Annotated in this window: 10 protein-coding genes and 2 pseudogenes; 2 read left to right on the forward strand and 10 right to left on the reverse strand. The window is 57.3% G+C overall.

The genetic code is table 11. The features are described 5' to 3' along the window. Positions 1 to 10 precede the first annotated feature (10 nt). The 6 genes from AAE045_RS18810 to xthA all read right to left on the reverse strand — a co-directional run bounded on the left by AAE045_RS18810 (position 11) and on the right by xthA (position 6,327). Positions 11 to 1,300 (reverse strand): sulfurtransferase, encoded by a 1,290-nt coding sequence (locus tag AAE045_RS18810; protein WP_455549011.1) that lies wholly within the window; start codon positions 1,298 to 1,300, stop codon positions 11 to 13. Between the two features lie 70 nt (positions 1,301 to 1,370). After that, the gene (locus tag AAE045_RS18815; RefSeq protein WP_455549012.1) at positions 1,371 to 1,994 is read right to left on the reverse strand and encodes an ATP-binding cassette domain-containing protein; all 624 of its coding nucleotides are present in this window, start codon (positions 1,992 to 1,994) and stop codon (positions 1,371 to 1,373) included. After that, positions 1,994 to 3,577, reverse strand: coding sequence for an ABC transporter permease subunit (locus AAE045_RS18820; protein ID WP_455549013.1), 1,584 nt, complete (start codon positions 3,575 to 3,577; stop codon positions 1,994 to 1,996). The genes AAE045_RS18815 and AAE045_RS18820 overlap by 1 nt, the downstream gene beginning before the upstream one ends. Beyond that, positions 3,574 to 4,749 carry an ABC transporter substrate-binding protein gene (locus AAE045_RS18825; protein WP_455549014.1) on the reverse strand — a complete coding sequence of 392 codons (1,176 nt, stop codon included), beginning with the start codon at positions 4,747 to 4,749 and terminating at the stop codon, positions 3,574 to 3,576. Before AAE045_RS18825 ends, AAE045_RS18820 begins: the two co-directional genes overlap by 4 nt. A 72-nt stretch (positions 4,750 to 4,821) precedes the next feature. Beyond that, entirely contained in the window at positions 4,822 to 5,493 is a 672-nt protein-coding gene (locus AAE045_RS18830; protein ID WP_455549015.1) for a TVP38/TMEM64 family protein, read from the reverse strand. Between the two features lie 27 nt (positions 5,494 to 5,520). Then, complete coding sequence (gene xthA, locus AAE045_RS18835) at positions 5,521 to 6,327, reverse strand: exodeoxyribonuclease III (protein ID WP_455549016.1); 807 nt, start codon at positions 6,325 to 6,327, stop codon at positions 5,521 to 5,523. 204 nt (positions 6,328 to 6,531) lie between these two features. Between xthA and AAE045_RS18840 the strand changes: the two genes are divergently transcribed. Continuing rightward, positions 6,532 to 7,872, forward strand: a complete 1,341-nt coding sequence (locus AAE045_RS18840; RefSeq protein ID WP_455549017.1) for an ISNCY family transposase — start codon at positions 6,532 to 6,534, stop codon at positions 7,870 to 7,872. Positions 7,873 to 8,087: 215 nt separating this feature from the next. Here the strand turns inward: AAE045_RS18840 and AAE045_RS18845 are convergent, their stop codons facing one another. The 3 genes and pseudogenes from AAE045_RS18845 to AAE045_RS18855 all read right to left on the reverse strand — a co-directional run bounded on the left by AAE045_RS18845 (position 8,088) and on the right by AAE045_RS18855 (position 10,119). Beyond that, positions 8,088 to 8,390, reverse strand: a complete 303-nt coding sequence (locus tag AAE045_RS18845) for a DUF1330 domain-containing protein (RefSeq protein WP_455549018.1) — start codon at positions 8,388 to 8,390, stop codon at positions 8,088 to 8,090. Positions 8,391 to 8,479: 89 nt separating this feature from the next. After that, positions 8,480 to 9,509, reverse strand: a pseudogene (locus AAE045_RS18850) (aldo/keto reductase). A 28-nt stretch (positions 9,510 to 9,537) separates the two neighbouring features. Then, entirely contained in the window at positions 9,538 to 10,119 is a 582-nt protein-coding gene (locus tag AAE045_RS18855; protein ID WP_455549019.1) for a flavodoxin family protein, read from the reverse strand. Positions 10,120 to 10,234: 115 nt separating this feature from the next. Between AAE045_RS18855 and AAE045_RS18860 the strand changes: the two genes are divergently transcribed. Next, entirely contained in the window at positions 10,235 to 11,140 is a 906-nt protein-coding gene (locus tag AAE045_RS18860) for a LysR substrate-binding domain-containing protein (RefSeq protein WP_455549020.1), read from the forward strand. Between the two features lie 91 nt (positions 11,141 to 11,231). Here the strand turns inward: AAE045_RS18860 and AAE045_RS18865 are convergent. Then, positions 11,232 to 11,432 (reverse strand): annotated as a pseudogene (locus tag AAE045_RS18865) (hypothetical protein); the annotation flags it as partial.

Below are 11,432 nucleotides of genomic sequence, written 5' to 3' on the forward strand. Positions count from 1 at the left end.
TGACGCCAGCTTACTCCGGCTTGCGATCCCCGCTTTCTACCGGGTTTTTAGGATCCGCGCTCCATTCGTACCAGCCGCCGTCGTAAACGCCCACGTTTTTCCAGCCCATCGCTCTGGCATACATGAACGTTTCCGATGCGCGCCAGCCGGTGCCGCAGTAAAATGCGACCTGCTGATCCGGGGTGATATTCCAGCTTTTCCACATTGCGGCAATATCGTCGGCGGTGCGCATGGTGCCGTCCGGGTTATGGAAATCTTCCATGTGGGTGGAGTCCGAACCGGCGTGGCCCCAGCGGGCGCCTGCGATCTCACCTTTTGGCTTGATGTAGCTGTAGCCGCTGGTGGTGCCGATAAACTCCGGCCAGGAGCGAATGCTGACCAGCGACGCGTCCTTGCGGTGCAGAAGCCCGCGGGCCTGCTCCGTGTTCAGCATCAGCTGCGGCTGCCCCGGAATGGGCGCGCCGAAGTCAGGGGCGGGCTGAACTTTGCCAGGTAAACCTCGCTCAACGGGCAGGCCTGAATCGCTCCAGGTTTGCCAGCCGCCGTCCAGAATACGGACGTCTTTCACCCCGGCGTAGAGCATGATCTGCGCCACGCGTGCGGCGGCATAAACGTCGCGACCGTAGAGCACCACGGTGGTGTCGTGGCGAATACCATGTTTTGCCAGCATCGCCTTAAGCTGCTCGTCGGAAACCTTATTCCACAGCGGCTCGCTTTCCACCTCGTTGGTGTCGATATAGCCTGCGCCAGGAATATGGCTCAGCAGGTATTTTTTCGGCGCGCCCCAGCCAGCCTCAATGACCTTCCACTCCCCGGCAGGGGCGGCGGTGACAGGCTTCTTCTGCTGAAGGTCGTGGATCCACTGCGGATACACTAACTGTTCGAAATGGGCCATTTTTTGCAGCCGGGCGGCGTTTTGCAGGCCGTCCGACAGCAGTGCGATATGGCTGAAACCGAGTTTTTCCAGGCGAGATTTAACCGCCTGCGTCTCCTCTTTCCCGCCGTAAAGCGCGATCGGACCGGAGTCGGTAAGCTGATGCTGTTTCGCCCACTGGCCTATCTGCTCGTCGCTCATCAGGCCCAGCCAGGAGGCGGACAGATTCAGCGCGGCGGGCTCGTGGCCGCCAGCACCGTTGAGGGTTTGCGGCCAGCCGTTATAAAACGCGCTCGGACGGGTATCAATTAACGTTCCTTTTTGCGCCTGAAGCTGGGCAAAAGTCATGGGCTGGGCCGCGGCAAGGGTGGAGAATGACAGCCCGGCAAGCAGCAGGGCGGTGGTTAGCTGAGAAACACGTTTCATCTAATAACCTGAAGGATAATCAAAGAGGCGCAATTGTGCGCGTGAGCGGCGAAGAGTTCTTTGCGTTACCTCATAGAGTGATGATTTTGCCGCCTGGGGGAACGTCCTGCGGATCGTGAGTCACCAGCACAACGGGCAGCGACTGCTGCCTGCAGGCCTCCCATACGAACTCACGAAACTGAGCGCGAAGAGGCAAATCGAGACGGGAGAATGGCTCATCGAGCAGAAGCGCTTCGGGCTTAGCGAGCAGGGCGCGCAGCACGCTGATACGCGCGCGTTCGCCGCCGGAAAGCGTAGCGGGGTCACGGCTGGCGAAACCTCCAAGCCCTGCGCCCGCAAGCGCCTGTTCAGCCAGTTCCCGTCGAAGAGCCGCTCCCTTAAGCTCCGCCGGGATCGCCATCAGCAAATTTTGCAAGACGTTAAGATGCGGGAACAGAAGCGCGTCCTGAAACAAAATGCCGATGCGTCGCCGTTCAATGGGCAGCGTGTCGCGGCGCTCCCCGTTCAGCCACAGTTCACCCTCTGCGGTAAACGCGGCGGGAAGCGCACCGACCGCCCAGTTCAGAAAGCTGGATTTTCCGGCGCCCGATGGCCCCATCAGGGTGATGATTTCACCGGCTGGCGCATCAAAGCTGATGTTGCGCAGCAGCGGGCGCGGGCCGTGGGAAAGGGAACAGTTACGAACGCTCAGCATTAGCGTAATCCTTGTCGATAGTGACCGGCCAGGCGGGCAGCCTGCAGCGTAAAGATAAACATCCCGGCGGGCAGCAGGACCTGCAGCAGCGCCTGAATGGCCATCTGCTGCGGATCGCCCCCGCTGCTGAGCGCCACGGCCTCGGTGGTCACGGTGGCGAAGCGTCCGGCCCCGGCGTAAAGCGTGGGGAGATATTGCGCAACGCTCACGGAAAAGCCAACCGCCAGCGCCCCGAGCAGCGGACGCAGCAGCAGCGGCGTTTTGATCGTCCACAGAACCAGCCAGCCCGACCGGCCCAGCGTCCGCGCCGCAACGGCGTGGCGGGGATCGAGCTGCTGCCACGCGGGCCGCAGAACCAGCAAAGCATAGGGGATGACCCACAGCAGATGGCTCCAGACAACCGCAGGCCAGGTGCCTTCCCCGGCCAGGCGCAGCAGCACCTGATACTGCCCGGCAGCCAGCGGCAGGGCAGGAAGAACCAGCGGCAGCAGCAGCAGAACGTCGAAGCGGCGCGGGATGCCCTCCAGCCACAGCAGAACGCATAGTGCGGCAATCGGGCCGCTCGCCAGCGCCAGCCAGAGCGTCGTCAGCAGCGTGTCGTAACGGGCAAGGTCCCAGCCGGAAAGGCTGAAGGCCTCCGGCAGCAGCGAGGGATAAAACCAGCTTTCCGCCAGCGACCAGCAGAGCAGAATAGCGCCTGCCGCCATGCCGATAGCGGTCAATCCTGATGCAAGCGCGGACGAAAAAAGCCGGGCGTCAGCCTGTCTGCGCCGCCCTGAGAACTGCCCCAGCCGACGGCGTGACCCCTGCCACAGCAGCCAGCCGCCGGTACTGAATCCGGCCAGTAAAACGGCCAGCAGCGCAGAAAGCGCCATACCCATTGCCTGCCGCTGAGGATCGCCGTCGTTCATCCACTGCCAGGCCAGCACCGCCAGCGTCGGAGGGTTATCCGGCCCGAGAATTATTGCCACGTCCACTACCGACAGGCTGTACGCCATCACCGCTACCAGCGCCCAGCCCAGGCGCGGCAGAAGCTGGGGGATGATAACCAGCAGGCGGCAGTGGAGCGGGCCGTAGCCCATCGAGCGCGACACGATAAGCTGCTGCTCGAGCTCGCTCCGGCTCAGCTGCGTGCTGGCAAACCACAATAAAAACCAGGCTTCCTTGAGGGCCAGCATCAGGCCCAGCCCGAGGCCAGCGCCGTCGACGGGGAAGGCAACGTGAAGCAGGCGTGAGAGCCAGCCGTTGGCGCTGAACAGAAACAGCAGGCCGCTGGCAAAGGCAACGTGGGGAAAGGCCAGCAGCAGCGGCAGGCGGCGGACGTAGCTCTGCCAGCGCGGCCCCGGCCACAGCCCGCAGATAATCAGCACCGTAAGGGCCAGCGCGCCGCAAACGCTGATTAACGCTGAGACCACGGTCGACTGAAGCGCGAGTGGAAACTGACCGTCCTGCAAAACCTGTAGCCAGATTTCACCGTCGCGCAACGGTGAGGCCATAATCGCCAGGCCCGGCAGCAGCGGTAAAAAAACCACGCCCGCCGCAAGCGCTGCCAGAACCCCGGCGAGGGTAACCTTTTGGTTCATCGGGCACCGTAGCGGGCAAGCCAGGCTTTTTCGAGGGCGGCAACCCATGCGGCGTGGGGCTCCGCCAGGAACGGCACCGGCTCAAGGCTGGCCGGAACGTGCGCCGCCAGCCGCGTACCTAGCGGCGCGGGAAGCAGCCTGCTGTCCAGAATAGTCGGGTCGCCCCAGACGGTGGGATCAGCCTTGCGGATCTGCGCTTCCGGCGACATCAGGAAGTTGGCCACCACCATGGCTGCCGCTTTAGATTTTGCATTGGCGGGGATAGCCACAAAGTGAACGTTGCCGAGCATGCCCTTCTCAAACCCAAAGGCGCGTGCCGAGGCGGGCAGCTGCTTGCGGGCAATCAGATTGTCCACGTGCGCGGGGTTAAAGGTGACGGAGAGCAGCAGCTCGCTGTCCGCCAGCATGCGGTCCATGCGGGCGGGCGTGGCCGGGAAGCTTTTGCCCTTGCGCCAGAGATAAGGGTGAAGCTGGTCAAGATAGCGCCACAGCGGGGCCGTGACCTTATCAAAGGATGACGGATCCGGCGCCTGGCGTAACGCCTGCGCCTCATCGGTCAGCACGATGAGCAGCTGTTCAATAAAGGCCGTACCGGTGAAGTCCGGCGGGCGAGGGTAGCTGACCTTGCCAGGGTTAGCTCTGGCAAACGTCAGCAAAGCTTCGGCGCTGCGTGGGAATTCAGGCGTGCGCTGGGCGTCGCCGATCAGCATCAGCTGGGCGCTTCCCCAGGGGGCTTCCGCGCCGTCAACCGGCTGGGAGAAGTCTTCCCGCACGGGTTTTCGGACGTCAACATATCGCCAGTCCGGCAGGGCTTCCGCCCAGCCTTCGCTAAGCAATCCGGCGGTTTTGAGGGTGCGGAAGTTTTCGCCGTTCACCCACAGCAGATCGACGGAACCGTTGGTTTTTCTCCCCGCCGCGTCCTCGCTCTGGATGCGTTTCACCGCTTCAGCGGCGTCCGCGAGATGCACAATCTTAAGGGTGATGCCGTAACGATCCTTCACCTGCGCGCTTGTCCAGTCCAGATAGCTGTTTACCGCCGGGTCGCCGCCCCAGGCGTTGAACCAGACCGTCTGGCCGCTGGCCTGCTGGCGCAGATCGTTCCAGCCGGTGGGCTGGGCGAGGGCGGAAAAGCTCAGGGCAATAAGCAACAACAACAGGGAGCGTAAACGCACGGAGAGATCCTCTTTATAAACGCTACGGGTAATTTTAGTAGGTCGGATAAGCGAAAGCGTCATCCGACAGATTTACGATCGCCGCCGTTGAGCCGCAGCGGCTATCCAGCGCGAGACCAGCGGCAGAAAACCGATCAGCGCGAAGGTCAGGATCATACCCGGAGAGAGTATATCCGCAGCCGAGCGCAGCTGGCTCAGTTCCTTACCGGCATTAAGATAAACGACGATGGCGGGTAGCATGCCCACGAAGCTGACGGCAAAGTAGCGGCCAACCGAAACCGGCGTCAGCCCCATCAGCAGGTTAACCAGGAAGAACGGGAAAACGGGGGCCAGGCGCATTGCGAACAGATAGCGCGTCCCGTCCTGCTCCATGCCTTTATTCACCTTTGCCATCATCTTCGCAAAGCGCTTTTGCACCCAGTCGCGCAGCAGGTAACGGCTGAGCAGCATGGCAAGCGTCGCGCCGCAGGTGGCTCCCAGCGCCACGAGCAGCGTGCCCTGAACCAGCCCGAATAGCGCGCCGCCCAGCAGCGTCAACAGCGTCGCGCCGGGGATGGAGAGGGTGGCAACCAGAACGTAGCTGGCAAAAAACGCCAGCGCGGCAAGCCACGGATGCAGGGCGTGCCAGAGTAAAAGCTTAGACTGGTAGTGCTGAAGCGTCGCCAGGCTAATGGTGTCCGGCGGCAGAAGGAGAAGGAGCAGCGTAACGATGACCAGCAGCGCCATGAACAGCAGCTTACGCATTCTCGAACGGCTCCTTATTGTGACAAATTACAGCTTGAACTGCGCCCAGACCGGGGCGTGGTCCGACGGCTTCTCCATGCTGCGGATATCGTAGTCGATACCCGTCGCCACGCAGCGCTCCGCCAGCGGCTGGCTGGCCAGCAGCAGGTCGATACGCAGGCCGCGGTTGTCGTCAAAGCCTTTCGAACGGTAGTCGAACCAGGAGAATTTATCCTGAGTTTCCGGGTTGGCGTGGCGGAAGGTATCCACCAGGCCCCAGCTAATCAGGCGATCCATCCACTCGCGCTCTTCCGGCAGGAAGGAGCACTTGCCGGTGCGCAGCCAGCGCTTGCGGCTATCTTCGCCGATGCCGATATCCAGATCCGTCGGGCTGATGTTGACGTCGCCCATGATCAGCACCGGGCTGTCTTTATTCAGCTCGTTGTTGAGGTAGTCCTGCAGATCCTGATAGAACTTCGCCTTCGCCGGGAATTTGGTCGGATGGTCGCGGCTTTCGCCCTGCGGGAAGTAGCCGTTGATCACCGTCAGGTTGCCGAGGGGGGAAGGGATTTCGGCCATGATAATGCGGCGCTGGGAATCTTCATCATCGCCAGGGAAGCCGCGGCGCACGGCAACGGGCGTCTCTTTGGTCAACAGCGCCACGCCGTAATGGCCCTTCTGGCCGTGATAAAAGACGTTGTAGCCCAGCTTCGCCACGTCCTCCAGCGGGAACATATCGTCGTGAACTTTGGTTTCCTGCAGGCCGATGACGTCCGGCTGGTGCTGTTCGACGATCGCCTGTAGCTGATGGGGACGGGCACGCAGGCCGTTGATATTAAAAGAGACAAATTTCATAGGTCGCAGCCTGGATAGCAGGTTAAGGTTGCAGGATGGTAGCAGAAAATCGCTGTGAATGCTGCGCCGCGTACCAGCATATTGTCGGATGGCGCTAACGCTTATCCGGCCTACAAGGGACTCATGACGTTGTTAAGACTATGCGGTAATGTCCCCTTTGACCAAATCTGAAATGTCACCCATCGTATTCTGGGGGGATATTTCATGGCAAAAGAGATAATTAGCATGAGTCACAAAGAGCTCGATCGGCTCCAGATTATTCGGGAGTCGGTCAGCCGCCACATCACTCAGGACCAGGCTGCGGAGCGAATAGGTATTTCGGTCCGGCAGGTCAAACGTCTTGTTCAACGATACCGGGTTGAAGGTCCTCAGGGGCTGGTTTCACGCCGTCGCGGGAAACGTCCCAATAATGCTTTCTCGCCTGAGTTTTGCTCACTCGTTATCTCGCTTGTCAGGGATAAATACCCGGATTTTGGGCCCACCTTTGCCAGCGAGAAGCTGCGTGAAATTCACGGGCTGGCGCTATCCGCTGAGACATTGCGTAAGTGGATGGTTGAGGAGGGGCTGTGGCGAGAGCGTCGTCGTAAAATTGCCCGTATTTATCAGCGGCGGCAGCGCCGCCCTTGCTATGGGGAGCTGATCCAGATTGATGGCTCTCCGCATGACTGGTTCGAAACACGGGGGCCGCGCTGCACGCTGATCGTCTTTATCGATGATGCTACCAGTGCGTTGATGGCCCTTCGGTTCGCCCCGGCCGAAACCACCCGGGCTTATATGGAAACTCTGCGAGATTATCTCGGCAACCATGGACTCCCTCTCGCCCTGTATTCAGATCGGCACAGTATTTTCCGTGTTAATAACCCGGAAAGGGAAGGTGAGCTGACGCAGTTCACCCGCGCCGTGAAAACGCTCGGCATAGCGCCGATTCATGCTAACACCCCGCAGGCTAAAGGTCGGGTTGAACGGGCTAATCAGACGTTGCAGGACAGGCTGGTTAAAGAGCTGCGACTTCGTCATATCAGTGACATCGAAACGGCTAACGCCTGGCTGCCGGAATTTGTGAAACCTTACAATGACCGCTTTGCATCCCAGCCCCGGGAAGGCGGTAATGCCCATCGGGAGATTCATCACACCCCGGAAGAACTGAATTACATTCTCTCCTATCAGGCCCGCCGTGTGTTGTCCAAGAACCTGACGTTCCAGTACAAAACCTGCGCGTATCAGATTCGCTCAGAAGGGCAGGGTTACCGACTCAGGCATGCGCTCGTCACGGTTTGTGAGAATTTTCAGGTAGAGATTACGGTGTTGCACGACAGCCGGGGACTTGGCTGTGAGAAATATGTGGATGGGCCTGAGCCCTTACCTCTTGATGACGAGAAGAGTGTTCATGAGCGGGTTGAGAATGCGCGTTTCGACCTGCGTTCGAAGTTCTATGTTAAACCGGCAGCCGATCATCCTTGGAATACACGCAGAACGCAAAGTATGTCCCCTGTAAAACCGCCGAAATTATCCAGAAAGAAGGCTGACAGGGACAAATCAGGATGAATCCGGCACTGATTCATTTACCTGAATAGTCATGCAGTGGGGTAAAATGCTGCCTGTGCGTTTCTGGCGGCTTTTCGGGTGGTTTGTTGCCTCTTAAACCGGTTATCCGTCAGAAACGCCGCCAGCCTGTTTTAGCGGTGCGTACAATTAGAGCGTTATGGTAAATCTCATTTGTTATGGCCAATGCCTGCTAAGAGCGAGAAGCAGACACGATACTATTTGGTGTCAAAGGACGGACCTTCAACCAGTACAAACGTTCCGGTTGCAGCACCTGCCCGTATTGACTTGGCTGCCTGATATCTAGGGCTTTCATAAAAACGTTTGGCCTCAGTATAAGAAGCGAACTCAAAGACAACATGCCGTTCATGTGATTCGCCCTCAAGGTTTTCATACTGCCCGGACCAGGCAATTATCTTCGGATTGAATTCCTGCATTGCCTCTCCGGCAGCCCGGGCATATTCAGCGTAAGCGACAGGGTCTGATACAGTTACATGAGCGATTAAATAACCTTTATTCATTTTTCTTTGTCCTTCGTAGGTGATGTTGTATTTCAGCGTAAGCTCACAGACATACGTGACTAAGCTGAGCTGTTAACAATGGGTTAGGTTTATTTCTGTGCTTTAAAAGTGAAAGGTTTGGGATAACGTTCTGCATCCTGATGTTCGATCATCCATCCCGGATAATGAGGAGACATAGCGCTTATCGCATCAAGATGCGTCAGTTCTTCTGCTGTCAGAGCGATGTCTGTAGCGCCAAGATTATCGGTGAGCTGGGCGATCCGTTTTACACCGATAATCACGCTGGTAACCCATGGCCTGGCAAGTAACCATGCTAGTGCGATCCTGCTTACCGATACAGCGTATTTGTCTGCAATGACTCGCATTTCAGCAACGCATCGCCACGCCAGATCGCGATCAACCGGGGGGAAATCGAATTTGCTGCGACGGGAATCGCTCTCTGCCGCTGCACCAGGGCCAAATTTTCCGGAAAGTAAACCACCGGCGAGGGGTGACCAGACAAGGAGTCCTATTTTCTCTTCGCAGAGCAGTGGCACCAGTTCCCGCTCCACGTCACGACCGGCAACAGAGTAATACGCTTGAAGTGTCTCAAACCGTGTGGCGTGAAGAGCTTCACTCAGGCCAAGCGATTTACCCAGCCTGCCTGCGGACCAGTCCCTGTCGTGTGAGATCGTCAAGAGCACGCAGTGTCTCTTCTATGGGTGTGACCGGATCACTCGCATGTATCTGGTACAGATCAATATAATCGACCTGCAGTCGTTCCAGGCTTCGCTGCACTGAATCCATGATGTGTCCGCGTGAGGCACCCTTATCGTTCGGCCCGGGTCCCATAACACCACCCGTTTTTGTGGCAAGAATGATATCGCTACGTACTACGCCAAGCTCTTTAAGCGCCACTCCCGTTATACGCTCAGACTGGCCAAAGGAATAAATATCAGCAGTATCAATAAAGTTAATGCCGCCAGATAATGCCTGAGCGATAAGTTGGTTAGCTTCTTTCTGCGCGACAGCACCGATTGAGGACCACATACCCGCATCCGCGTTTCCGCCCAGGGTCATCGTACCGAGACACAATTCCGAAACGAACAGGCCTGTCCGGCCAAGCTGGTTATATTTCACTTTATCAGCCTCTTTTTATTTAACAGCTTTACGCGTTAACGGGATGAAACTGCGCGGCAATATTTGCGACACGTGCCCCATACCGGCGTGCCGTTTCGAGATCACCGGTGGACATCTCTTCAGGCGAAGCGTCAGCGGGGGTTTGTGCCATTGGACCGATATTGGATCCCATCCGGTTAAGGTCATCACGCAACGACGCTTTTGTGTTTGATGACTTGATATCCATGTTGACCCAGATACCACCGTGCTGACCGGCCAGCAGAAAGAAATAGGCCAGGGTATTCAGCTTGTCACCATTGATGCTGGCGCTGTTGGTAAAGCCGCCAAAAATTTTATTAATCCACTTACCCTCAAACCAGGGTTTTGACGAGGCATCGGCAAATTTTTTGAACTGCCAGCTTGGCCCTCCCATATAGGTTGGCGAACCGAGCAGAATGACATCGGCTTTGCTGATTTTCTCCCATGCATCTTCAGCAATATTTCCTTCGGAGTCGATGGCTATCAGCGTGGCACTGGCACCGTTCGCCACAGCAGCTGCCATCCGTTCCGTATGCCCGTAGCCAGAGTGATAGATAACAACGGCATTAATCGTTTTCAGGGGATGAGACATTTTGATTACCTCCAGAGAGAGTCAGTGGGATACATGGTGTTAATGCAGTCTATTAGGTATTAATATCCTCATAAATGGCCCAAAAAATAACGCACTGTTACCCTGATGGTGAACAATGAAAAATCTCGATGCACTGATTATTTTTGCGCGTGTGGCAGAAATGAAGAGTTTTACTCAGGCCGCTGAAAGTCTGGGTATCAAGAAAGGACGTGCCTCAGTGGTGGTCCGTGAACTGGAACATGACGTGGGAACTACACTTTTGCACCGTACAACACGAACCGTGCAGCTTACGGAGGACGGACGTGCTTTCTATTCGCGCGCGCGCGACCTGTTATCGGAAGCAGAAGATTTGCGGTCAATGTTCACAAATTTCGGTAGGCCATTGCGGGGTCGGTTACGCGTTGATATGCCAGCCGTCCTGGCGCAAAGCGTGGTAATCCCGGCCCTGCCAGCGTTGCTGAAAGCACACCCTGAACTGGAGCTTGAGCTTTCAAGTACCGACCGCCGTGTCGATTTGGTCCCTGAAGGGTTCGACTGCGTGGTTCGTCTGGGGCCCATCGTGGATGAAACACTTATTGCCAGACCCCTGGGACATTTACGCATGATCAATGCAGCAAGCCCGGACTATCTGGATTGCTTCGGTGTGCCACAGACGATTGATGATCTGCTCAACCAGGGACACAGAATGGTTCATTACATGCGGAATTTTGGTTCAAAACCTGACGGATGGGAGTATCCGACAGGCGATGGCTACAAGTCTCTTATGTTGCCTGGCAGAATGAGAGTCAACAGCGTACCGGCTTATCATGAGGCCGGGCTGGCGGGTCTAGGCTTAATTCAGGGAGGGTATTCCTCGCTCATGCCGCATATCAAACGTGGTGCCCTGATTGAGGTACTTCCTGATCTACGTCCCGAGCCGCTCATAGCATCATTTGTCATCGCGCACCGGCGCAATTTGTCGCCGCGTGTAAAGGCTTTTATGAGCTGGACTGAAGATATTCTAAAACCTTATTTTGACTGATTTCAGCATGAATTTTCTATCAAAGAATGAAGGCGCGGATGTCCGCTTCTGGCACAGAGCGGACCTTCATCATATGGCGTTCTGTCCGCGGTCAGCGAACCCTGTCTTTCTGCACCAGACCCGGCATCCGCGCAAACTCTCTCACATTATTGGTCACCAGAATGGCCACAGCCGCTATGGCCTGTTCCCCATTGATTAACCGCCGTGTTGTTAATAATATCCGCTTCTGGCTGTGAGTTGCCCCAGAGGGAATTACGGCTTGCGGGCGGTTAAATGGCAGTAGGTAACCGGA

This window comes from Dryocola clanedunensis (genome assembly GCF_038405435.1).
GTDB lineage: Bacteria > Pseudomonadota > Gammaproteobacteria > Enterobacterales > Enterobacteriaceae > Dryocola > Dryocola clanedunensis_A.